Source organism: Clavibacter quasicaliforniensis, from assembly GCF_051201715.1.
GTDB lineage: Bacteria > Actinomycetota > Actinomycetes > Actinomycetales > Microbacteriaceae > Clavibacter > Clavibacter seminis.
In genome coordinates, this window is sequence record NZ_CP139624.1 from 2,144,118 (window position 1) to 2,167,282 (window position 23,165).

Annotated in this window: 20 protein-coding genes and 1 tRNA gene; 6 read left to right on the forward strand and 15 right to left on the reverse strand. The window is 71.8% G+C overall.

Annotation, left to right across the window (positions count from 1 at the left end; translation table 11 throughout):
- The first annotated feature begins 69 nt into the window (after nucleotides 1–69).
- From NL142_RS10235 to NL142_RS10245, 3 genes are all read left to right on the forward strand, one after another.
- Nucleotides 70–1,107 (forward strand): trypsin-like serine peptidase, encoded by a 1,038-nt coding sequence (locus tag NL142_RS10235; protein ID WP_435079259.1) that lies wholly within the window; start codon nucleotides 70–72, stop codon nucleotides 1,105–1,107.
- A gap of 224 nt (nucleotides 1,108–1,331) precedes the next feature.
- A complete protein-coding gene (locus NL142_RS10240; RefSeq protein WP_435079261.1) occupies nucleotides 1,332–2,714 on the forward strand; it encodes an MFS transporter in 1,383 nt (460 codons plus the stop codon).
- A gap of 150 nt (nucleotides 2,715–2,864) precedes the next feature.
- Entirely contained in the window at nucleotides 2,865–3,887 is a 1,023-nt protein-coding gene (locus NL142_RS10245) for a trypsin-like serine peptidase (protein ID WP_435079263.1), read from the forward strand.
- A gap of 43 nt (nucleotides 3,888–3,930) precedes the next feature.
- Here NL142_RS10245 and NL142_RS10250 read toward each other — a convergent pair whose 3' ends face one another.
- From NL142_RS10250 to betT, 3 genes are read right to left on the reverse strand one after another with little or no spacing between them, the layout of a single operon-like run.
- Nucleotides 3,931–5,505 carry a GMC family oxidoreductase gene (locus NL142_RS10250; protein ID WP_435081594.1) on the reverse strand — a complete coding sequence of 525 codons (1,575 nt, stop codon included), beginning with the start codon at nucleotides 5,503–5,505 and terminating at the stop codon, nucleotides 3,931–3,933.
- A gap of 20 nt (nucleotides 5,506–5,525) precedes the next feature.
- Nucleotides 5,526–7,025, reverse strand: a complete 1,500-nt coding sequence (locus tag NL142_RS10255; protein ID WP_435079265.1) for an aldehyde dehydrogenase family protein — start codon at nucleotides 7,023–7,025, stop codon at nucleotides 5,526–5,528.
- Nucleotides 7,022–9,130, reverse strand: coding sequence for a choline BCCT transporter BetT (gene betT, locus NL142_RS10260; protein ID WP_435079267.1), 2,109 nt, complete (start codon nucleotides 9,128–9,130; stop codon nucleotides 7,022–7,024). The genes NL142_RS10255 and betT overlap by 4 nt, the downstream gene beginning before the upstream one ends.
- Before the next feature lie 210 nt (nucleotides 9,131–9,340).
- Between betT and NL142_RS10265 the strand changes: the two genes are divergently transcribed.
- Complete coding sequence (locus tag NL142_RS10265) at nucleotides 9,341–9,832, forward strand: GNAT family N-acetyltransferase (protein WP_435079269.1); 492 nt, start codon at nucleotides 9,341–9,343, stop codon at nucleotides 9,830–9,832.
- A 40-nt stretch (nucleotides 9,833–9,872) separates the two neighbouring features.
- Here the strand turns inward: NL142_RS10265 and NL142_RS10270 are convergent, their stop codons facing one another.
- The 3 genes from NL142_RS10270 to NL142_RS10280 all read right to left on the reverse strand — a co-directional run bounded on the left by NL142_RS10270 (nucleotide 9,873) and on the right by NL142_RS10280 (nucleotide 12,637).
- Nucleotides 9,873–11,189 (reverse strand): PASTA domain-containing protein, encoded by a 1,317-nt coding sequence (locus NL142_RS10270; RefSeq protein ID WP_194682308.1) that lies wholly within the window; start codon nucleotides 11,187–11,189, stop codon nucleotides 9,873–9,875.
- A gap of 72 nt (nucleotides 11,190–11,261) precedes the next feature.
- The gene (locus NL142_RS10275; RefSeq protein WP_435079272.1) at nucleotides 11,262–11,798 is read right to left on the reverse strand and encodes a very short patch repair endonuclease; all 537 of its coding nucleotides are present in this window, start codon (nucleotides 11,796–11,798) and stop codon (nucleotides 11,262–11,264) included.
- Between the two features lie 47 nt (nucleotides 11,799–11,845).
- On the reverse strand, nucleotides 11,846–12,637 hold the full coding sequence (locus NL142_RS10280) for an SRA domain-containing endonuclease (RefSeq protein ID WP_435079274.1): 792 nt from the start codon (nucleotides 12,635–12,637) through the stop codon (nucleotides 11,846–11,848).
- Between the two features lie 363 nt (nucleotides 12,638–13,000).
- Between NL142_RS10280 and NL142_RS10285 the strand changes: the two genes are divergently transcribed.
- Nucleotides 13,001–13,939, forward strand: a complete 939-nt coding sequence (locus tag NL142_RS10285) for a GIY-YIG nuclease family protein (protein WP_435079276.1) — start codon at nucleotides 13,001–13,003, stop codon at nucleotides 13,937–13,939.
- 252 nt (nucleotides 13,940–14,191) lie between these two features.
- On the opposite strand, the gene NL142_RS10290 is transcribed toward NL142_RS10285, so the two are convergent.
- A tRNA-Pro gene (locus NL142_RS10290) sits at nucleotides 14,192–14,265 on the reverse strand.
- Nucleotides 14,266–14,338: 73 nt separating this feature from the next.
- On the reverse strand, nucleotides 14,339–14,878 hold the full coding sequence (locus NL142_RS10295) for a hypothetical protein (protein WP_435079278.1): 540 nt from the start codon (nucleotides 14,876–14,878) through the stop codon (nucleotides 14,339–14,341).
- Nucleotides 14,879–15,165: 287 nt separating this feature from the next.
- Between NL142_RS10295 and NL142_RS10300 the strand changes: the two genes are divergently transcribed.
- Nucleotides 15,166–16,503, forward strand: coding sequence for an acyl-CoA dehydrogenase family protein (locus NL142_RS10300; protein ID WP_435079280.1), 1,338 nt, complete (start codon nucleotides 15,166–15,168; stop codon nucleotides 16,501–16,503).
- An 82-nt stretch (nucleotides 16,504–16,585) separates the two neighbouring features.
- Here NL142_RS10300 and der read toward each other — a convergent pair whose 3' ends face one another.
- From der to NL142_RS10335, 7 genes are read right to left on the reverse strand one after another with little or no spacing between them, the layout of a single operon-like run.
- A complete protein-coding gene (gene der, locus NL142_RS10305; protein WP_194682305.1) occupies nucleotides 16,586–18,094 on the reverse strand; it encodes a ribosome biogenesis GTPase Der in 1,509 nt (502 codons plus the stop codon).
- A gap of 39 nt (nucleotides 18,095–18,133) precedes the next feature.
- Nucleotides 18,134–18,892, reverse strand: coding sequence for a (d)CMP kinase (cmk, locus tag NL142_RS10310; protein WP_435079283.1), 759 nt, complete (start codon nucleotides 18,890–18,892; stop codon nucleotides 18,134–18,136).
- Nucleotides 18,889–20,007 (reverse strand): prephenate dehydrogenase, encoded by a 1,119-nt coding sequence (locus NL142_RS10315; RefSeq protein ID WP_435079285.1) that lies wholly within the window; start codon nucleotides 20,005–20,007, stop codon nucleotides 18,889–18,891. The genes cmk and NL142_RS10315 overlap by 4 nt, the downstream gene beginning before the upstream one ends.
- Nucleotides 20,004–20,858 carry a pseudouridine synthase gene (locus tag NL142_RS10320; protein WP_435079287.1) on the reverse strand — a complete coding sequence of 285 codons (855 nt, stop codon included), beginning with the start codon at nucleotides 20,856–20,858 and terminating at the stop codon, nucleotides 20,004–20,006. The genes NL142_RS10315 and NL142_RS10320 overlap by 4 nt, the downstream gene beginning before the upstream one ends.
- The gene (gene scpB / locus NL142_RS10325) at nucleotides 20,842–21,453 is read right to left on the reverse strand and encodes an SMC-Scp complex subunit ScpB (RefSeq protein ID WP_435079289.1); all 612 of its coding nucleotides are present in this window, start codon (nucleotides 21,451–21,453) and stop codon (nucleotides 20,842–20,844) included. Before scpB ends, NL142_RS10320 begins: the two co-directional genes overlap by 17 nt.
- Nucleotides 21,443–22,309: a segregation and condensation protein A gene (locus tag NL142_RS10330; RefSeq protein ID WP_435079291.1), complete on the reverse strand. Its 867-nt coding sequence runs from the start codon at nucleotides 22,307–22,309 to the stop codon at nucleotides 21,443–21,445. Before NL142_RS10330 ends, scpB begins: the two co-directional genes overlap by 11 nt.
- On the reverse strand, nucleotides 22,293–23,141 hold the full coding sequence (locus NL142_RS10335; protein ID WP_234424547.1) for a ParA family protein: 849 nt from the start codon (nucleotides 23,139–23,141) through the stop codon (nucleotides 22,293–22,295). Before NL142_RS10335 ends, NL142_RS10330 begins: the two co-directional genes overlap by 17 nt.
- Nucleotides 23,142–23,165: the final 24 nt, after the last annotated feature.

Consider the following 23,165-nt stretch of genomic DNA (forward strand, 5'->3'; position numbering starts at 1 on the left):
GGCGGACGACCCTCCACCACCGTCAACGGGCACGGCAGCCGCCGTCGGCCCCTCCGAGAGGAACGCACCGTGCACACGCACCTGACCGAGCGCTCGGCCGCGCACCGCCGCCGCGGATCCGCTGCCCTGCGGCTCTCCGCCATCTCCGCCATCTCCGCCGCCTGCGTCGCCGCCTCCCTGGCCGGCACCACCCCGTCCGCATGGGCGGCGGATGCGACCGCTCCGGCATCCGACACGACGACCGCCCTGGCACCCGCAGCGATGCCGCTGCTCGGGTCCGCGGACGCCGCCGCGCAGGCCGTCGCCTACTGGACACCCGCGCGGATCGCCGCCGCGAGCGTCGTCGGCGGGCAGGCGCCCGCATCCACGGGCACGGCCGAGCGCCAGGATCACGCGGACGAACAGGACACGGCCGACAGCGGCCCGATCTCGGTCGCCCAGCAGGTCGCGCCCGTGTCGCACATCGGCCGTCTCTTCTACAACCTCAACGGCCAGGGCTACGCCTGCAGCGCGAACGTCGTCGAGGCGGCCAACCGCTCCACGGTCGCCACGGCGGGGCACTGCATGACCGGGAACGGCGCATTCGCCACCGACTCCGTCTTAGTGCCCGGGTACCACGACGGCGGAGGCGACTACGGGAGATGGCCCGTCGTGGGCGGGTACGTCGCTGGCGGCTTCACCGAGGACAACGGGGACGCGGCGGACGACGTCGGCTTCGTGGTGGTGGCGCGGAACGACGACGGCGACGACATCGAGAGCGTCGTCGGCGCCTCACCCGTGCTCTTCGACCAGTCGCTCACCCAGGAGGGGAGCGTCTACGGGTACCCGGCGGAGGGCCGCTTCGACGGTGAGTCGCTCCAGCGGTGCACCGGCCGCTTCGAGGAGACCGACCCGCAGGCGATCGACCTGCCCTGCGACATGACCGGCGGCGTGTCCGGAGGGCCGATCTTCGCGGGCGACGAGGCCACGGGCGCGCAGTACGCCGAGGAGGATGCGCGCTACGAGGACTCGTCGCACATCATCGGGCCCATCTGGCAGGGGAACGAGCACACGGCGTACGACCTGGCCGCCGCGGTCGACACGGAGAGCGCGGCGGCGCAGGGCTGATCCCCCTGGCGGGGTGGTGGCGGGTCGGACACGGACCGGTCCGCCGCCGGCGTCCTCCATCGGAGGGCAGGCGGGCTTCGTGCGGGACCAGTGCGCGCCCGTGCGTTACGCGCCGTGACCGCGGCCCTTCCCCGGCCGGGGGAACACCGGGCACGGTAGGCGTCACCCGAGCGGATCCCCGCCCGGACCGCTCCCTGCACCGCAGCCGCACCGCTGGAGACCCCATGACCACCGCACCGCCCGCCGCATCCGCCGCGCCGACCACGCCGCCGCCCGCCGGATCCGAGGCACCCACCGCCCCGGAGGCCCCCGCCGACGTGTCCCGCCGCCGACGCCGCGTCCTCACCGCGTCGTTCATCGGCACCACCGTCGAGTACTACGACTTCTACCTCTACGCCACGGCGTCCGCGCTCGTGTTCGGCAGCCAGTTCTTCCCGAACCAGACGCCGGCCGTCGGCCTGCTCTCGTCGTTCGCCGCGTACGGCGTCGGGTTCCTCGCGCGGCCCATCGGCGGGATCGTCGCCGGGCACCTCGGCGACCGCATCGGCCGGAAACGCATGCTCGTCTACTCGCTCGTGCTGATGGGGATCGCGTCGACGCTCATCGGCGTCCTGCCGACCTACGCCACCATCGGCCTCGCGAGCGTCCTCGGCCTCGTGTTCCTGCGGCTCGTGCAGGGGATCGCGGCGGGTGCCGAGTGGGGCGGATCCGCGCTGCTGTCGGTCGAGCACGCCCCCGCCCACCGCCGCGGCCTGTTCGGCGCGTTCACGCAGATGGGATCCGCGGGCGGCATGCTCCTCGCCACCGGCGTCTTCGCCGCCACGCGCTTCGGCCTCGGCGAGGAGCAGTTCCTCGCGTGGGGCTGGCGCCTGCCGTTCCTCCTCAGCGCCGTGCTCGTGGCGGTCGGCCTCGTGATCCGCCTCCGCGTGGAGGACGCCGCCGAGTTCCGCGACATCAAGTCGGCCGGGAAGGTCGAGCGCTTCCCGCTCGGCGTCGTGCTGCGGAGGCACCCGCGCGCCGTGCTGATCACCGCAGGCCTCCGCCTCGTGCAGCCCGCGCTCTACTCGATCCTCACCGTCTACACGCTCTCCTACCTCGCCGAGAAGCGCGGCGACTCGGGCAGCGCGCTCACGGCGGTGCTCATCGTCTCGGCTCTGAGCGTGCTCACCACTCCCCTCTGGGGCTGGATCTCCGACCGGGTCGGCCGCCGCCGCCTCACCATCGCGAGCGCCGCCGGCATCGGGATCCTCATCTGGCCGTTCTTCGCGTTCCTCGACTCGGGGCCGCTGCTGCTCCTCCCGCTCGTCTTCGCGCTCGGCATGAACGTGTTCCACGACTCGATCTACGGACCGCAGGCCGCGTGGTTCGCGGAGCAGTTCCCGACGGGTGTCCGCTACAGCGGCGTCTCGCTCGGCTACCAGGTCGGCAGCATCTTCTCCGTCGGGCTGACGCCGCTGCTCGCGGTGCTGTTCCTGCAGTGGGGCGGCGGATCCCCGTGGATCCTCTGCGCATACATCGGCCTCTACGCGGTGCTCACGATCGCCGCGGCGCTCGCCGCGAAGGACCCGGCACGGGACGCGATCGCCGCCCTGCGACGCGCGGGCTGACGCCGGGCGCGCTGACGGCGGGCGAGCTGACGCCGGGCGGCGGCTGTGCGGGCCGCGAGCCGATCGGCCCGGCCGCTCGCTAGCGTGAGCGCGCGGCGCTCGCCGCGATCCTGCTCCGTCCTGCTCCGCTGCGTCCTGAGAGGACCCGCCATGCCGCTGTCCCCGCACCTCCCCGCCCGACGAATGCGGACTGCGGGGCTCGCCGCCGCGTCCGCCGTGGCCGTCGCCGCCCTGCTCGGCGGCGCACCCGCCGCGTGGGCGGGCGACCGGACCGTCACGGATCCCGCGTCGTCCGCCCGCCCGCTCGAGCTGCACGCGTCGCCCGCGGAGACGGCCGACGCGCTCGCCTTCTGGACGCCCGCCCGGATGGCCGCGGCCACCCGGGCCGGTGACGCGGCCACCACCGTCGACGCCCTCGACGCCGCCGCGCCTTCCGCGCAGGAGGACACGATCGCGCCCGCCGCGGTCGCCCCATCCGACGCCGCATCCCCCGCGCCGATCTCCACGGCCGAGCAGGTCCCCGTCGTCCCCCACATCGGCAAGCTCTTCGGGATCTTCGGCAGCTCCATCGAGACCTGCAGCGCGAACGTCGTCGTCTCCGGCAACGAGTCGGTGGTCGCCACCGCCGGGCACTGCGTCCTCCGCGGCAGGCAGTACGCCTCGCGCCTGATCTTCGCCCCCGCGTACGCGAACGGCCAGGATCCGTACGGGACGTGGGCCCTGAGCGGCGCGGTCGTCGCCGCGGGCTACGCGCAGGACGAGAGCGACCAGGGCGACGACACCGCCTTCGCCGTGGCCGCGCCGAACGAGGACGGGGCCGACATCACGAGCGTCGTCGGTGCGTCCCCCGTGCTCTTCGACCAGGATCCCGCCGAGCTCGGCACGGTCTACGGCTACCCGGGGGCCGGCCGCTTCGACGCGCGCACGCTCCAGCGCTGCCGCGGCGTCTTCGAGGCCTTCGACCCGGAGCGGATCGACGTGGCCTGCGACATGAACGAAGGCGTCTCCGGCGGGCCCATCTTCGCGGGCGACGGATCCGACGGCGCCGAGTTCGGGAACGCCGCCGCCCGCTTCGAGGACTCGTCCCACGTCGTCGGCACGCTCTGGATGGCGGCCGAGCACGCGGCCTACGACCAGGCGGCGGCCGTCCCGTCCGTGACCGCAGCGGGCTGATCCGCACCCGGCGCGCGCCGCCACGCCGCGCGCCGGGCCGCGATCAGCGCCGCGCCGCCTCTACCGCCCGCGCGCTCTTCACCAGGTCGGCGCAGCGCTCGCCGATCATCATCGTCGTGATGTTCGGGTTCACCGTCGTGAGCTCCGGCATCACGGACGCGTCGGCGACCCGCAGGCCAGTGACGCCCTTGACGCGCAGCTCGGGATCCAGCGGCGACATCGCGTCGTCGACCGCGCCCATCCGCACGGTGCCCGCCGGGTGGTAGACGGTGTTGTGCGTGCGGGAGATGTAGTCCGCGAGCTCCTCGTCGGTCTGCGCCTCGACGCCCGGGTACAGCTCGCGGCCCGCCCACTCGGCCATCGCGGGCTGCGCCACGATCTCGCGCGCCAGCCGGATCCCGGCGATGAGCACGCGCATGTCGTGCGGGTCGGTGAGGTAGCGCGGATCCACGAGCGGCTTGTCCCGGTGGTCGCGGCTGCGGAGGCGCACGGTGCCGCGCGAGCGCGCGTGCGTGACGTTCGGCGTGAGGCAGAAGCCGTTCTCCGTCGTCGGGTAGCCCTGGCGCACCGTGTGCATGTCGAACGGCACGGAGCCGTAGTGGAACATGAGGTCCGGCCGGTCGAGGCCCTCCTCGGTGGTCGCGAAGATCCCGATCTCCCACCACTGCGTGCTCTCCGTCGGCATGGGCTGCTTGGCCTCCCACTGGATCACGCCCTCGGGGTGGTCCTGCAGGTTCTCGCCCACGCCGGGCGAGTCGACGCGCACCGGGATGCCGAGGTCCTCGAGGTGCGCCTTCGGGCCGATGCCTGAGAGCATCAGCAGCTTGGGCGAGTCGATGGCGCCGGCGGAGAGGATCACCTCGCGACGGGCCCGGATGGTGCGGGTCTTCGCGAACGCGTTGTCGACGACCTGAACGCCCGTGCAGCGGTCGTCGTCGTCGAACTCGAGCGCGCGCGCCTTGAGGTCGGTCAGCACCGTGAGGTTCGCGCGGTCGGCGAGCGGATGCAGGTACGAGACCGACGACGACGCGCGCGTGCCGTCCGCCTGCCGGTTGATCTGGAAGAACCCCGCCCCGTTCCGCACGGTCTCGCCGGTGTTGAAGCGCGTGCGCGGGATCCCCGCCTGCTCGCACGCGTCGAGGAGCGCCACGCCGGACGGGTCGCGCGGCGGCACGTTCATGAGGTGCACCGGGCCGTCGTGGCCGTGGTGCGGCTCCGGATCCTCGTTCGTCTCGAGCCGCTGGTACAGCGGGTAGGTGCTGTCGGCGTCCCAGCCGGTGGCGCCATGCGTCGTCGCCCAGCCGTCGAGGTCCTCGCGCGGCGCCCAGAACGCGATGCACGAGTTGTGGCTCGAGCAGCCGCCGAGCACCTTGGCGCGCGCGTGGCGCATGAAGGAGTTGCCGTTCTCCTGCTCCTCGATCGGGTAGTCCCAGTCGTAGCCGGACTCGAGCAGCTCCATCCACCGGTCGAGGCGGAGGACCACGTCGAGGTCCCTGTCGTGCGGGCCGGCCTCGATGAGGGCCACCTGCATGTCGGGATCCTCGCTGAGGCGGGCGGCCACGGCCGCGCCGGCGGATCCCCCGCCGACGACCACGTAGTCGTACTCGGTGCCCGTCATGTCGTCTCCCCTGCTGTCGCTCATCGCGCCGGGAACCATCCGGTCACCTGCGGGCGCGTGTTCTGGTAGATGTGCTTGGCCTCCTGGTACTCGGCGAGGCCGGTCGGGCCGAGCTCGCGGCCGACGCCGGACTGCCCGAAGCCGCCCCACTCCGCCTGCGGCAGGTAGGGGTGGAAGTCGTTGATCCAGATGGTGCCGTGGCGGAGCGCCTGCGCTATGCGCTGGGCCCGGCCGGCGTCCTGGGACCAGACGGCGCCCGCGAGCCCGTAGTCGGTGTCGTTCGCGATGGCGACCGCCTCCTCCTCCGTGCGGAACGTCTCGACCGTGACGACGGGTCCGAAGGCCTCGTCGACCACCACGGACATGCCGCGCTCGACCCGGTCGAGCACGGTCGGCAGGTAGTAGAACCCGGCCTCGAGGTCGCCCGTGCCGAACGCGCCGCCCGTGCGCAGGCGCGCGCCCTCGGCGATCCCCTTCTCCACGTACGCGTGCACCTTGTCGCGGTGCGCGGCCGAGATGAGCGGGCCGGTCTCCGCGTCGGGGTCGAACGGGCCGCCGAGGCGGATCCCCTCGGCGCGGCGCACGAGCTCGTCGACGAAGCGCTCGGCGATGGACTCCTCCACCACGAGCCGCGCTCCCGCCGAGCACACCTGGCCGGAGTGCACGAAGGCGGCGTTGAGGGCGTTGTCGACGGCGGCGTCGAAGTCGGCGTCGGCGAACACCACGTTGGGGTTCTTGCCGCCGAGCTCGAGCGCGACCTTCTTCACGGTCGCCGCCGCGGCCGCCGCGATGGTGCGGCCCGTCGCGAGGCCGCCCGTGAACGAGACCATGTCGACGTCGGGGTGGCTCGAGAGGGGCGCGCCCGCGACGGCGCCCGCGCCGAGCACCAGGTTGGCGACGCCCGCGGGGAGTCCCACGTCGGCGAGCAGCTGCATCATGAGGATCGAGGTGTGCGGCGTCAGCTCGCTGGGCTTCAGCACGAACGCGTTGCCCGCGGCGAGCGCCGGCGCGATCTTCCACGCGGCCTGCAGCAGCGGGTAGTTCCACGGCGCGATGAGGCCGCACACGCCCACGGGCTCGTGGACGATGCGGCTGACGACGTCCGGGTCGCCGGCGTCGACGACGCGGCCGGCGTCCTGGCCGGCGAGCTTGCCGAAGTAGCGGAAGCAGGCGGCGATGTCGTCCATGTCGATCTCGCTCTCCACCAGGCGCTTGCCGGTGTCGAGGGTCTCGGCGCGGGCGAACGCGGCCTTCCGCTGCACGAGGCCGTCGGCCACGCTGAGGAGGAGGTCGCCGCGCTCGGGTGCGGGCGTGCGCGCCCAGGCGCCGCCGTCGAACGCGGCGCGGGCGCTCGCGATGGCGCGCTCGACGTCCGCGGCGCCGGCCTCGGAGACGTGCCCGACGAGGGATCCGTCGGCCGGGCAGCGGATCTCGCGGGTCGCGCCGTCGGCGGCGGGCTGCCAGCTGCCGTCGATGAAGAGGGAGGCGGGTGCCCCGTTCGTGTGCTCGTGCATGGTCATGCGGTCCTCTCGGGCTGGTCGGAGGCGACGACGACGGTGTTGCCCGGCTCGTCGCGGTTGAGGTGGAGGAACTCGAGGTGGGTCTCGTAGTGGTCGAGGACGTCGGCGATCACCTGCTCGCGCGTGTAGTCGAGCACGTCGTAGCCGCGGCTGCCCTCGAGCGAGAACACCTCCATGCGGTAGTAGTGCTCCTCGGATCCGGCGGCCGCGTGCGGCGCGTAGGTGGGGATGTCGTACCGCACCGGGCGGATGGCGTAGCGGAAGTCGCGCTCCTCGCCCATCGAGACCTCGAGGTCGAGCTCGCGGATCCCGTAGTCGGAGTGCTCGCCCTCCACGAGGCGCACGACGGCGCCCTGCACGATGAGCTCGTCGTGCACCTCGGTGAGCGCGGGGAGCGCCATGTCCTGGGCGAAGCGCTGGGCGCGGTCGCGATCGGGGTACGTCATCGACCGGGCGAGCCGCTGCCGCCAGCTGCGTCCGGGTCCCGCGTCGCCCGAGCGGCCGGACAGGATCCCCGGGAGGCTCGACCGGTAGCTCTGGGCAAGGGATCCCTCCACCTTCAGGGCCTTGTAGAGCCCGAGCATGATGAGCAGCAGCACCACCGAGAACGGCAGCCCCATCACCACGGTCGCGCTCTGCAGGGTCGGCACGCCGCCGACCGCGAGCATCACGAGCGTGAGCGCGCCGGTGGCGACGGCCCAGAACAGGCGCAGCCACTTGGGTCCGTCGGTGTCGGCGTCGGGCAGGTGCGAGGTGAGGTTCGCCATGACGAGCGCGCCGGAGTCGGCGGAGGTCACGTAGAAGAGGAGTCCCGTGAACGTCGCGACGGCGGCCGTGAGCGGAACGCCCGGGTACTCGGCGAGGAGCGAGTAGAACGCGCGCTCCGGCGTGTTCATCGCGACGTCGCCGAACACGCTGTCGCCGCCCATGACGAGGTCGAGGGCGCTGTTCCCGAAGATCGAGATCCACAGCAGGATGAACGCGAACGGCACCACCATCGTGCCGATGACGAACTCACGGATGGTGCGGCCGCGGGAGATCCGCGCCAGGAACAGGCCCACGAACGGCGCCCAGGCGATCCACCAGGCCCAGAAGAACAGGGTCCAGCTGCTGAGCCACGCGTCGGGGCGGTCGTAGGCGAAGGTCTCGAGGGTCATGGCGGGGAACCGGCTGAGGACGTCGCCGACGTTCTGCACGATGGCGTCCATGAGGAAGCTCGTGCGGCCCGCGAAGAGCACGAAGAGCATGAGCGCGATGGAGCAGAGCACGTTGAGCTCCGACAGGCGCCGGATCCCCTTCTCGACCCCCGTGAGCACCGAGACCGCCGCCATGATCACCGACAGGGCGATGAGGCCGGCCTGCACCGCGAGGTTCTCGGGGATCCCGAACATGAAGTCGATGCCGTAGTTCAGCTGGGCCACGCCGATGCCGAGCGTGGTCGCGATGCCGAAGATCGTGCCGAGGACGGCGGCGATGTCGACCGCGTGGCCGATGGGGCCGTGGATGCGCTTGCCGAAGATCGGGTGCAGGGCCGAGCGGATGCTCAGCGGCAGGTTGTGGCGGTAGGCGAAGTAGCCGAACGCCATGCCCATGAGCGCGTAGAGCGCCCAGCCGGTGAGGCCGTAGTGGAAGAGCGTGTAGACCATGGCCTGTCGCGCGGCCTCGACGGTGGATCCATCGCCGGTCGGCGGGGCGAGGTACTGGGTGATGGGCTCCGAGACGGAGAAGAACATCAGGTCGATGCCGATGCCCGCGGCGAAGAGCATGGCCGACCAGGTGAAGTAGTTGAACGCGGGACGCGAGTCGTCGGGCCCGAGGCGCGTGCGGCCGGCGCGGGAGGCCGCGACGACGACCACGAATCCGACGACGAGCGTGACGACGGCGATGTAGTACCAGCCGAAGCTCTCGGAGACCCAGGCGACGGCGGCGCCGATGGCGTCTGCGGCGGCGGTCGGGGCGAGGGATGCCCAGGCGACGATGGCGATGATGCCGATCGAGGAGCCGAAGAAGACGGGCTTGTTGAGGCGGGGGCGGCCGGGCGGCGCGCCGTCGACGACGGGGGCCGCGCCGACGGGGGCCGCGCTGTCGGGGGTGGAAGCGGGCATGGGTGTGCGAGTACTCATCGCGTCCTTCGCTCGGAGGGGAATGAGGCTTCGGTCGACACCCGGGGTCTCACGGACCACACCGGGTTGCGCGACCACCCTAGCGAGGGGCCCTCCCCCGGCCGCAAGCCGGATCGGGCCTGCGGTAGGGTCCGCGCGCGCGGGCGCGTTGCACGGAATCATGCCGCTCCGACCGCCCCATATCGTGGCCGCATGACCGTGCCCGTGACCGTCCGCCCCGCCGTGCCCGCTGACGCCGACGGGATCGCCGAGGTCCACATCCGCACCTGGCAGGAGACGTACGCGCACCTGCTGCCAGCTGCGTACCTCGAGGTGCTCGACGTCACGGCGAGGGCCGAACAGTGGCGGGGGACGCTGGCCTCCGCGTCCGCAGCTCCGCCCTTCGTCGCATTGGACGGCGACCGGATCGTCGGCTTCGCCCTCGCGGGGCCGGCGCGCGACGAGGATCCGCCCCGCCCGTTGCAGCTCTACGCGATCAACATGGTCGCCTCCGCCCACGGCTCCGGCGCGGGTCAGGCCCTGTTCGACGCGGCCGTCGGCGACTCCCCCGCCTACCTCTGGGCGGCCGACGACAACCCGCGCGCGGCGGCGTTCTACCGCCGCAACGGGTTCGCGCGCGATGGCGGGGTGGAGCGGCGGATGTACCAGGGCGCGGAGATGATCACGGTGCGGATGGTGCGGTGAGGGTGGCCGGGCGACGTTCGTGGCGTCGCCCGGGCGAGCGTCACATCGTGTTCCAGTGGAAGTCGCCGTTGCGGTCGGCGCCCTTGCCGCCGCACCGGTAGCTGCGGCCGTTCGACGCCTGGGCGACGCTGCCCACGGATGCGGGCGAGCAGTAACCGCCGGGATTGATGAGGCCGGTCTGCGGGGCAGGTGCCGGAGCCGGAGCGGCCGGCGCGGGTGCTGGAGCCGGGGCCACCGGAGCGGGCGCGGGCGCAGCCGGCTTCGGGGCCGGTGCGGCGGGAGCCGATGTGGCTGCGGGAGCCGGCGCGACCGTCGGCTCGACGGTGGGCGCAGGCGCAGGCGCGAGCAGCGTCAGCGTCACGGTGGATCCGGCGTCGACGCGCGATCCCGGAGTCGGGCTCTGCGACTTCACGGTCATGCCGTCGGTGACGCTCGGCACCCCGCCCGACTCGAGCACGTACTGCACGACGTAGCCGGCCTCGCGCAGCAGCGTGCGAGCGTCCGTGGCGCTCTTGGTGCTGACGTCCTCGACCACGTGGACCGCGGGCGTCGGAGTGGCGGAGGGTGTCGGCGTGGGGCTCGGCGACGCGGTGACGACGGCGGCCAGCGCAGGCGCGGGTGCTGACCCCGAGCCGCCCGCGGGCAGCGCCGCGCCGATGATCAGCAGCAGGACCGCGCCGACCGCGGTAGCGGTGCCGCGCGGGCGCGAGGTCAGCGCCGGGACGAAGCCGCGACGCCCGAAGATGACGGTGTACAGGGCGGCCGCGAGAGCGACCAGGCCGACGGACACGAACATGCCATGGAAGCCGTCGTTCGCCGTGGTGATGAGGATGACGAGCGCGGCGACGGTCGCGACGATCCACGTCGTCGCCGGGTGGATCCCGGGTCGCGTGTCGGCCATGACGGCGGTCGGTGCAGTCGGAGCGGCCGGGGGCGCGATGGCGCGCTGAGGCGCCGGCATGGCAAACGTCGCGACGGCCGCCCGCGCAGTGGTGGCCTGGATCGCTGCATCGCGCTCCGCGGCCTTCACCTGCATGGCCGCCTCGCGCTGCGCGACCTTCGCGGCGCGCTGCTGCTCGGCCTCCGCGGCCCGCACTGCCTTCGCCTGCGCGGCCTCGGCGGCCCGCATCGCCTTGTCGTGCGCGGCCTCAGCGGCCTGCGCGTTCCGCAGGGCGTCGGCCTGCTGCGAGGCGGAGACGGCCGCCGCCGCGGCTGCGCTCGGAGCGGCTGCCTGCGCTCCGGCGGGCTGCACAATCGGCGCGACGTGCTGCGTCCACGCGGATCCGTCCCAGTATCGGAGCTGCCCGGATCCGTCGGGGAACCAGCCGGCAGGTGCGGCGGAGGGGACGTCGGGCATGGTGCTCCTCGGGTGCGTGCCGCGGCCAAGGGGTAAGCCGCAGGTGGTGCCGTCGATATACGACGCCTGAGGCTATGAGCGCGCTCTCGCGACGGGAAGCCCTCGCACGGGGGTGATTCTCGGCGCCGAGGGCTGATCTGAGCGACTCAGTCGGATACCACCCATCGAAGCGAACGTCGCAATCTGCGCGTGGCGCGTCCGTAGCCGCATTTCCCTCTCCGCGATGATCGCCTCCGCGACAGCGTCGGCCGGTTCGTGCTCCCAGAACCTCAGGACGGTCCATCCCAGGCCGGTGAGCAACGCGGTCACCTCGCCGTCGCGCTCGACGTTCCGAGCGAGCTTCGGCCCCCAGTAGTCGGCGTTGGACTTGGGCAAGTGCAGGTGATCTGGGCAGCCATGCCAGAAGCACCCGTCGATGAAGACCGCGATGCGCTGCCGTGTGAATGCGATATCCGCACGGCTCCGGGACTCCATGGCCACGCGGAGGTCGACGCGGTACCGGTGCCCCCTGGCATGCAAGATCCGTCGTACTGCCAGCTCAGGCGCGGTGTCCCGGCGCTTGTTGGCTCGCATGACCCGTCGAGCGGTGTCGGAGGAGGCCCAGGACATGGCCGGAGTGGACCAGCTCCCTCCGACATCGCAACCCGAGGGGGTGGTCAGACGAGCCGTTCCAAGAACCGTCCTCCGGTAGTCGGCCAGATGACGCCCACTCCGTACATCGCCAACAGCTCCTCCAGATCCCGAGGAGGCTCCGATGGGAGCAGGACCGCCTTCTGCAAGTGGTCGACGGAACGGGCGTAGTCGAGGATCTGCCCGAGACCCGTGCGCATGTCGTGCCTGGTCGCGGAGGCCTTGGCCTCCACGAGGAGCTTCCGTGATGGGTCGTAGACATCCGTGTACAGAGAGGCACCACCGGGGCTCGGGATCCGGTGCCGTGTGGGTTGCACCTTTCGAGTACGCAGCAACCATTCCGAATACCGCCTCACGAGCGCCGCCTCGGTTCGAAGGTGCACCTGGGGCTCCGTTCTCCTCTGGACGAGGTACTCATCAACGAGAGCGGCCTCGAGCGGCAGGGACTGGACCTCGGTAGGAGTTGTCGGGAGGTGCGCGAGTTGAGGCGCCCGGGACTCCCCGACCGGACGCAAGCGGAAGATGAAGACGGAGCGGATCGCGCCGTCCTCTCCCGTGGCGTCGTCCACGATGTAAGGGTCGACTTCGGGGACCTCGAATTCACCGACGTAGATCACCTCGGGGCTGGTCCCCTGCTTCTCGAAGAGCCTCAGCGCCCGACCGTCGGGCTTGTGATCCCGCACAGCCTTGTTCCCGTTGGTCATCACCTGAGCACCACTGGGCCCCTCGCCCGTGTAGTGGAACGTGCCGTCGTCGTGCCAACCGTCGAACACGTCGTACCCGCTCGACTTCCCGCCGGGGCCGGTGAACAGCAGCACGTTCGGGGTCCTCCCGCTGGGCTCCATCCCACCCTGGCGAGCCCCGCCGTAGAGCGCGTGCACGGCGCGCCTACGACGCACGTCCCCGACCGGTATCGACCACTCATCCTGTGCCACGTGCTCTCGCCTTCGTCGCGAAAGCCTTTCACGCGGATGGTTTTGGTGATGCACCCAAAGCGGGTCACGCGAAGCGGACGCACCTGCCGACCTTGCCTTCCAGCACTGGCCAAGGGCACCTCTCTGAGGTCATAGCACCCCGCCCGGCCGGCGGCTTTCCCGCACCGCCGCCCGACCCGAGCCGCGAATGCCTACGGTGAGCACATGCCCCCTCCCCTTCGCCCTCTGGTATTCACTCGATACGACATGAGCACTGCGGGCTCCGCCGCAGCTCTCTTCGCCGATTCCAAGAAGGTGTGCGGGATCTACGTCCTGGAGTTCGCGGATGGAATGCGATACGTGGGCCAAACACGTCAGATCGTGTCGCGTTACGCGGCCCACCGACGCCATCACGGTGACATCGTCGCCTTCAGCTTCGCCCCATGCTCTGCCACCGACCTAGACGAGCACGAACGGCAGGAGGTGCGTCGGCAGGAGGCGGCGAAGCGCAGCCTCCGAAACCTCAACCTCACCGGATGGCCCGCGGGGACCGGGGACCTCGACGTGACGGTCGAGAACGGCCGGAGCGTCTTCTTGCCATGGGAGAGGAATCGACGCCTGAGACTCTCCGACGAGGGAGAGGCGACCTTGCATCGGCGCTTCTGGACACTCGCCGCCCGAGACGACTACGAAGAGATGGCTGAAGCGGTCGCCAGATACATCGAAGAATGCATCCCCGATCCCTTCGGCACACAGCGACTCCTGTGGACGATCGTCGCGCTTCCGGAGACCGGGCGCACGAAGGTGGCGAGGCGCCTGTTCACCCTGAGCTGCGGCGCATTGGAGACGCTGTACGCCTACCAGGTCGACGACGGCGATCACGCGCGGCTGGAGATCGCCCTCAACTTCGACGATGCCCGCGCTGCCGAGGTGAGGGGCGCACGCGGCAGACGCACAGCGCTGCCATCGGTGTTCAGCAACCTGCATCACGCGCCGTCTTACACCAGCGCAACGGTGCACCAGTGCGTCGTCACGTCGTGGAAGGACCTTCAACGCACCCTGGACTTCGAGCCATTCGTCGAGGCGATCTACAAGTTGAACACCATGCAGATGCGTCGTCGCTCATCGCCCTTCAAGCGGCACCACAACATGGCCCTCGCCGACGATCTACTCCGCCGAGCAGCGATTCGATCCGACGGTACGTGAGCTTCGCAAGGCCTCTCGCCTCCGGATGAGCAACGCACCAGGACCTTGCTGTGACTGCGGCAGGCACGGACACATGTCCTGGGTCCCGAGAATCGAGCGCATCGGGTCCATGCATCCATGCAACCGAAGCGGAGACAATAGGCTCGCCGGCATCTCTCCTCCGTTAGCGCAGACGGATGTCCATATCTGTGAAGGACCCCGGAAACGACGAATGCCCCGGCCGGACCCATAGGTCCTTCCGAGGCATGTCCGTCGGGCTGACAGGATTTGAACCTGCGACCCCTTGACCCCCAGTCAAGTGCGCTACCAAGCTGCGCCACAGCCCGCTGACCCATCGCTGGGCAACTCGTAGAGCCTACCGCATCGGCGGCACTGCTCCGGCACGCGCGGGGCCCGGGATCAGGCCGGCGCACCGCCCGGGCGACCAGGAGCCGCGGGGTCCGGCGCGCCACCACCAGCCACCCGCCCCGGCTTCGGGAAGGCGTCCCGCATGTGGTCGCTCCGGAGGATGTCGGCCACCCCGATGAGCAGCAGCGAGAAGACGATCTGCTCGATGACCATCCAGAGCGGGTAGAGGCCCGGGATCGCGGCGACCACCAGGGTCACGATGGGGAAGATCTGGCTGAACAGGCGCAGGCGAGAGTACGCCCACCAGTAGCCGGCCGACGCGCGCCAGGCGAAGTAGTAGAGCGTGAGGGTCATCGCGAGCACCACGAAGGAGCGGAACCAGACGGCGGGGGCGATCGCGATGCCGTCCTCGGCGAGGGTCAGGGCGATGGCCACGGCGGTCGCGCCCACGAGGGTCTCGGCGATGAGGATCCACCGGATCCAGCGGAACGCCCGCGCCGTCCACGGGTGGTCGCGCATGTCCTGGGCGATGACATGGCCCGCCTGGCGCCCGGCGGCGATCCGATCGAGACGGCTGAGCAGCTGGTCCACCGGTGCGATCCTCCGTGTCTCGTGAGCGGGCGTCGGATGCGCCCGGATCAGGGTACGACGTGACGCCTGGAGCCGCCCGCGAACGTGGGGAGCGGCGCGATCCGGACAGGCGACGCGGGCACCCGCCGACGGTCGGCGGATCCCCCGCATGACACCCCGTGACGCCCCGCGTCGTCACGCGGGGCAACCCCGCGTCACACCCCTCGCCACCCCGCGTGACCCGCCCCTACCGTGGCCCCACCGCGAGGCGCGGCAGCGGTCGCGCCCCTTCACGAGAGGTACAGGACATGACCCTGATCGACCGCGAGCCCCGACCCGCATCCGGCTCCCCCGCGCCCGCCCACGGCACCGCGAACGCGGACGCACCCGCGAAGACAGACCGCCCGCGCCCCGCTCCCCTCGGCGACGCGCCCGTCGACCGCTGGAGGGGCGCGCCGCGTCCCACGACGCCGGCCGCGTGGATCGCCCGCGCCCGCGAGGTCGCCGACATCCTCGCCGTCGACCAGGTCGAGCGCGACCGCGCCGGCGCGAGCCCGCACCAGGAGGTGGCGCTGCTCAAGCACGCTGGCCTCGTCACCCTGCTCGGGCCGGCGGAGCACGGCGGCGGCGGGCAGACGTGGGACACCGCGTACAAGGTGATCCGCGCGGTCGCACGCGGCGACGGATCCATCGGCCAGCTCCTCGGCTACCACTACCTCTGGGCGTGGGCCGCGCGGCTCGTGGCGACGGACGAGCAGATCGAGGCCGTGGAGAAGCTCGCCACGACAGGCAATCTGCTCTTCGGCGGCGCCGTGAACCCGCGCGACTCCGACCTCGTCATCCGCGAGGACGGCGACGACCTGATCTTCTCCGGCCGGAAGTCCTTCTCGACGGGCGGCGTCGTCTCCGACCTCACGGTGCTCGAGGGCGTCATCGAAGGCACCGACACCCACGTGTTCGCGATCGTGCCGACCGACCAGCCGGGCATCGTCTTCGGCCACGACTGGGACAGCCTCGGGCAGCGGCTCACGGAGTCGGGCTCGGTCGAGATCCGCGACGTGCGCGTGCCGTGGACGGACGCCGCCGGCTTCGTCGACAAGGTCTTCCAGCCGCTCGTGTACGGCACGCTCAACGTGCCGGCGATCCAGCTGGTGTTCGCGAACTTCTACCAGGGCATCGCCGAGGGCGCGCTGGAGACCGCCGCCGCGTACACGCGCAGCACCACGCGCGCGTGGCCGTACGGCGGCGACGACAAGGAGCGCGCGACCGACGAGTGGTACGTGCTCGAGGGCTACGGCCAGCTGCAGTCGAAGCTGTGGGCGTCGGAGGCGCTGCTGGATCGGGTGGGCGCGGAGATCAGCGCCGTGCTGCACGCGCCGCGCGAGAAGCTCACGGAGCGGAAGCGCGGCGAGATCGCCGTGCGGGTCGCGGCGGCCAAGGCGCGCATCGCGGAGGACGGGCTGGAGGTCGGCACGCGGATCCTCGAGCTCACAGGCGCCCGCGCCTCCTCGTCGAAGGCCGGGCTCGACATCTTCTGGCGCAACCTGCGCACGCACACGCTGCACGACCCGATCCCCTACAAGCGCCGCGAGGTCGGCCGGCACGTGCTGCTCGGCGAGATCCCGGAGCCGACCTGGTACACGTGATCCGCATCCAGCCCCCGACGACGGACGGCGCCGACCCCCAAGAGGGATCGACGCCGTCCGTCGTGCTGCGAGCGAGGAGCGACTAGCGCTTCCGCTTCTCCCGCACGCGCATGTTGACGATGATCGGGCTGCCCTCGAAGCCGTAGATCTCGCGCAGGCGCCGCTGGATGTAGCGGCGGTACTGCGGGTCGAGGTACCCGGTGGTGAAGAGCACGAATGTCGGCGGACGGCTCGAGGCCTGCGTGCCGAACAGGATGCGCGGCTGCTTGCCGCCGCGCACGGGGTGCGGGTGGGCGGCCGTGAGCTCGGCGAGGAACGCGTTGAACTTGCCCGTCGCGATGCGGGTGTCCCACGACTCGAGCGCCGTCTCGAGCGCCGGGACGAGCTTCTCCATGTGGCGGCCGGTGCGCGCCGAGATGTTGACGCGCGGCGCCCACGACACGTGCGCGAGGTCGGTCTCGATCTCGCGCTCGAGGTAGCGGCGGCGCTCGTCATCGAGGAGGTCCCACTTGTTGAACGCCAGCACGAGCGCGCGGCCCGACTCGAGAACCAGCTCGATGATGCGGATGTCCTGCTCGCTGATGACCTCGGAGACGTCGATCATGACGACCGCGACCTCCGCCTTCTCCAGCGCCGCGCTCGTGCGGAGCGACGCGTAGAAGTCGGCGCCCTGGGCGAGGTGCATGCGGCGGCGGATGCCGGCGGTGTCGACGAAGCGCCACACCTTTCCGGCGATCTCGACCTGCTCGTCGACCGGGTCGCGCGTGGTGCCGGCGAGCTCGTTGACGACCACGCGCTCCTCGCCCGCTGCCTTGTTGAGCAGGCTCGACTTGCCGACGTTCGGGCGGCCGAGGATGGCGACGCGGCGGGGTCCGCCGACCTCCTCCTTGGCGACCTTGGAGACGAGCGGCAGCGTCTTCAGCACGAGGTCGAGCAGATCCGCGACGCCGCGGCCGTGCAGCGCGGAGACGGGGTGCGGCTCGCCGAGGCCGAGCGACCACAGCGAGGCGGCGTTCGGCTCCTGGCGCGCGTCGTCGACCTTGTTGGCCGCGAGGATCACCGTCTTCTTGGTCTTGCGGAGCAGGCGGACGACGTGCTCGTCCGTGCTCGTGGCGCCGACGTTCGCATCCACCACGAAGAGCACGGCGTCGGCGAGGTCCATCGCGATCTCGGCCTGCATGGCGACGGACGCGTTGATGCCCTTCGCGTCGGGCTCCCAGCCGCCGGTGTCGACGAGCGTGAACCAGCGGCCCGCGTACTCGGCCTTGTAGGAGACGCGGTCGCGCGTGACGCCGGGCGTGTCCTCGACGACGGCCTCGCGGCGGCCGAGGATCCGGTTGATGAGCGCCGACTTGCCGACGTTCGGGCGGCCGACGACCGCGAGCACGGGCAGCGCCGGCAGGTACGTGACCTGGTCGGGGTCGTCCGTGGCGGATTCGAGGACCTCGAGGTCCTCGTCGTCCAGGTCGTAGTCCTCGAGCCCGGCGCGGAGCGTCTGCGCGCGCTGGGCGGCGAGCTCCTCGTCGATGCTCGACAGGCGCTCGTGGAGCCCGCTGTCGAGCTCGGGGAAGTCGTCGTCGTGATCAGCCATGTTGTCCTCTGGCGTGTCGGCCCGTCACCGGGCCGCGCCTCAATCTGTTCGTGCGTGAACGAGATCGACCACCGCCTGGACGGTCTGGTCGAAGTCGATGTCCGTGGAGTCGATGGTGGTCACACCATCTGCGGCGTTCATGAAATCGACGACCTGCGAGTCGGCCCGATCCCGGGAGGCGAGTGATTCGCCGACCGCGGCTGCCGACTGGGTCGACGTCTCCGCGGAACGCCTGCTCATCCTAGCTTCCGGGGAGGCCGTCAGCAGAATGCGGACCTGGGCGTCGGGCGCCACGACCGTCGTGATGTCGCGGCCCTCGACCACGATGCCGGGCTTGTCGCTCGACGCCATGAGCGAGCGGAACAGCTCCACCATGTAGTGGCGCACCTCGGGGACGCGGGCCACGCGGCTCACGACGGCGGACACGCGGGGCTCCCGGATCGCCTCGGTCACGTCCGTGCCGCGGACGCTCACGCGCGTCTCGGACGGATCGATCGCGATGTCGTAGTCGAAGCCCTCGATGAGGCTCGTGACGGTGGCGGGATCCTCGGTGTCGACGCCGCTCTCCAGCGCGAACCAGCTGAGCGCGCGGTAGGCGGCGCCCGTGTCCTGGTAGTCGAAGCCGAGGGCGCGTGCGGCGGCGCGGCTCACGCTCGACTTGCCGCTGCCGGCGGGGCCGTCGACGGCGACGACCGTGCGGTTGAGCGTGGCGTCCACGAGGAGGGCGTCCTCGAGGGGATCCCTCTCCAGCGGGTCGGGTGCGGTCGGGTCGGGTGCGTTCACAGCGTCTCCGGTCATCCGGCGATCCTCCAGTTCCGTTCTTCGAGCCGCGCGACCAGGCGGTCGCGGGCCTCGGGCAGCACGGCGATCTCGACGAGACCCACCTGCGCGCCCTGCGAGTGCTCGAGGCGCAGGTCCTCGATGTTGACGTCGGCGGCGCCCACGTCGTCGATCAGCGCGGCCAGCTGGCCGGGGCGGTCGTCGATCATCACGGTGACGGCGGCGAAGCGGCGGTCCTGGCCGTGCTTGCCGGGGATGCGCGCGACGCCCGCGTTGCCCGCGTGGATCCGCTCGGCCACCCGCAGCCGGGAACCCTGCGCGTCGACGTCGTCGAGCGCGTCGATCACGTCGTCGAGGTCGGAGCGCAGGGCGCGGAGGATCGGCACGATGCGGGAGGCGTTGGCGCCGAGGATCTGCACCCACAGCGCCGCGTCGCTCGACGCGATGCGCGTGGTGTCGCGGAGGCCCTGCCCGGAGAGGCCGAGCGCCGCCGCGTCGCCGTCGGCGAGCCGCGACGCCAGGAGGCTCGCGACCACCTGCGGCACGTGCGAGACGAGCGCCACCGAGGCGTCGTGCTCCTCCGCGGTCATCTCGATGGGGACGGCGCCGAGGTCGAGGATCAGCTGCTCGACGGGCGCGCCCGCGGCGTACGTGATGCCGTCGTGGCCCGCGATGACCCAGGGCCGGCCGAGGAAGAGGTCGCCCGTCGCGGAGACGGGGCCGCCGCGCTCGCGCCCGGCGAGCGGGTGGGAGCCGAGGTAGCGCGAGAGGTCGGCGCCCATGTCGCGGAGCTCGGCGAGCGGTGCGGCCTTCACGCTCGCGACGTCGGTGACGAGCGCCTCCGGGTGCGCGGCGAGCTCGGCGGCGACCACGCGCGCGGTCACGTCCGGGGGCACGCAGACCACGACGAGCGACGGCCGGTCGGGCGCCGGCGAGATGTCGGCGATGCGGCCCGCGCCCATGTCCGCGGCGAGGCGGAGCGTCGTCGGCGACGCGTCGGCCAGCACGACGTCGACGCCGCGCGCGCGGAGGCCGAGCGCGATGCTCGTGCCGAGGAGTCCCGTGCCGACGATGCGGACGGTGCCCTGCACGCGCGTGTCGGTCGCGGCGGCCGCGCCCGCGGCCTCGCTCACTCGCCGTCCTCGCGGTCCACGTCCCCCTGCGCCTCGGCGGCGGCGCCCGCGCCCTGCGGCGTCACGGGTCCGGCCTGCGCGCGGGCCTCGCGCGAGATGGTGAGGAGCTGGCCGAGCTCGTCGGAGGTGAGGTCGCGGACGCGGCCGACGCCGAGGGATCCGAGGTGCAGCGGCCCGAACTGGCGGCGCACGAGCTCCTCCACCGGGTGGCCGACCTCGTCGAGCATGCGGCGCACGATGCGGTTGCGTCCGGAGTGCAGCGTGATCTCCACGAGCGTCTGGTCGCCGCCGCCCGAGAGGATGCGCGCGCGATCCGCCTGGATCGGCCCGTCCTCGAGATCCACGCCCTGCGTCAGGCGCTGGATCGTCTGCGGCGTGACCCGGCCCGTGACCTTCGCGATGTACGTCTTGAGCACGCCGAACGACGGGTGCGCGAGCACGTGCGCCAGGTCGCCGTCGTTGGTGAGGATCAGCAGGCCGCTCGTCTCCGCGTCGAGGCGGCCGACGTTGAACAGGCGCTCCTCGAACTCCTCGGTGAACTCCCGGAGATCGGGGCGGCCGCGCTCGTCGCGCAGCGAGGAGTAGATGCCTACGGGCTTGTTGAGCATGAGGTAGCGCTTGGAGGTGTCGAGCTGCACGGCCTGGTCGTCGACCGCGACCTCGTCGACGTCGGGGTCGATGCGGCGCCCGGGCTCGGTGACGACCTCGCCGTTCACGGTGACGCGGCCCGCGGCGATCATGTCCTCGCAGACGCGGCGGCTGGCGACGCCGGCGGCGGCCATCACCTTCTGCAGGCGGACGCCCGCGACGGGCTCGTCAGGGTTCCAGGCATGGTCAGAGGAGGGGGTCATGGAAGCCTTCCGCCCCGTCGGGGAGCAACGGGGAGATCGGGGGGAGCTCGTCGAGCGAGTTGATGCCGAGCTGCGTGAGCAGGTGGTCTGTCGTACCGTAATGGATCGCGCCGGTCTCGCCGTCGGTGAAGGCCTCGGTCACGAGGCCCCGCGCGAGCAGCGTCCGCACCACCGAGTCGACGTTCACGGCGCGGATCGCGGCGACCTGGCTGCGGCTGATCGGCTGCTTGTAGGCGATCACCGCGAGCGTCTCGAGGGCCGCCTGCGAGAGGCGCGTGGGGTTCTGCGTGAGCACGTGGTCGCGGATCACGGTGTCGTACTCGGGCCGCACGTACACGCGCCAGCCGCCGCCGACCTCACGCAGCTCGAAGCCGCGGCGCACTCCCCCGGTCTTCCCGTCGAAGTCGTCGACGAGCCGCTGGATCGCGCGGCGCACCTCCTTCACGGGCGTCGAGGTCGCGGTCGCGAGGGTCGTCACGCTCTGCGGCTCGTCGGCGACCATGAGCAGCGCCTCGAGCGCGCGGTCGAGGTCGAGCGGGGTGTCGGCGGGTTCGACGACCGTGCCGCCATCGGGATCCAGGGGCTCAGCTGTCATATCCGGCCCCCAGGCTCGCGAGCGCGTCGTCGGTCCAGCTCTCGGCGGTCCACGTCAGCGTGAGCTCGCCGAGCGCCTCCGGCTGGTCGAACTCGATCGCGGCGACGCGGTACAGCTCGAGCACCGCGAGGAACCGCGCGATCACGACGCCCGTGACCCCGGCGTCCGCGACGAGCTCCCGGAACGTCACCGGCGCCCCGCCCCGCAGTCGCGCGACCACGACGGCCGCGTGCTCGCGGATGCTCACGAGCGGCGCGTGCAGGTGGTCGAGCCCCACGGTCGGGATCTCGCGCGGCGCGAGCGCGAGCAGGGCGATGGCCGCGAGGTCTGCCGGCGACGTGGTCCAGACCAGCTCGGGCACCTGCGCGCGGAACCGCTCCTCGAGCGGCACGTCGCGGAACGCGCGGCCGGACTCGGCGGCCAGCCGCTCCTGGAACCACGACGCCGCCTGCTTGAACGCGCGGTACTGCAGCAGCCGCGCGAACAGCAGGTCGCGGGCCTCGAGCAGCGCCACGTCCTCGGCGTCCACGAGCTCGCCCTGCGGCAGGAGGCCGACGAGCTTGAGGTCGAGCAGCGTCGCGGCGACCACGAGGAAGGAGCTGGCCTCGTCGAGGTCCTCCGGCCCGTCGAGCCCGCGGATGTGCGCGATGAACTCGTTCGTCACGAGGCTGAGGCTCACCTCGGTGATGTCCATCTCGTGGCTGCCGATGAGCGAGAGCAGCAGGTCGAACGGTCCCTCGAAGTTGCCGATGCTGACCCGGAAGGCGCGCTCGGGATCCGTCCGGAGCGCGGCGGCGTCCGCGTCGACGGCGAGCTCCGGCTCCGCCAGGGGTGCGCCCCTACGCGACGGCGCCACGCGCGATGAGCTCCCGCGCCACCTTGCGGTACGCGAGCGCGGCCGGGTGCTCGGGCGCGAACTGGATGATGGGCTTGCCCGCCACCGACGCGTCCGGGAACTTCACGGTCCGGCCGATCACGGTCTCGAGCACGCTGTCGTCGAACGCCTCGACCACGCGCTGCAGCACCTCGCGCGAGTGCAGCGTGCGCGAGTCGTACATGGTCGCGAGGATCCCGTCGAGCGCGAGCCCCGGGTTCAGCCGGTCCTTGACCTTCTCGATCGTCTCCACCAGCAGCGCGACGCCGCGGAGGGCGAAGAACTCGCACTCGAGCGGGATCAGCACGCCGTGGCTCGCGGTGAGCGCGTTGACGGTGAGCAGGCCGAGCGACGGCTGGCAGTCGATGAGGATGACGTCGTAGTCGGCGCTCACCTTGCGCAGCACGCTGGCGAGGATCTGCTCGCGCGCGACCTCGTTGACGAGGTGCACCTCCGCGGCCGACAGGTCGATGTTCGCGGGGATCACGTCGAGGCCCTCGAAGCCCGTGGTCTGGATGGCCTCGCGCGGGTCCTTCACGGTGCCGAGCAGCAGGTCGTAGATGGTGATCGCGTCGTGCGTCTGCACGCCGAGGCCCGCGGACAGCGCGCCCTGCGGATCGAAGTCGACGGCGAGCACGCGGCGGCCGTAGCTCGCGAGCGATGCGCCGAGGTTGATGGCGGTCGTCGTCTTGCCGACGCCGCCCTTCTGGTTGCAGAGGGAGATGATCTTGGCCGGTCCGTGGCCCTGGAGCGGCTCGGGCTCGGCGAACTCGCGCAGCTCCCGACCGGTGGGTCCGAGCACGGGGACGTCCATTCCCGGGAGCTCGGTCACATCTGG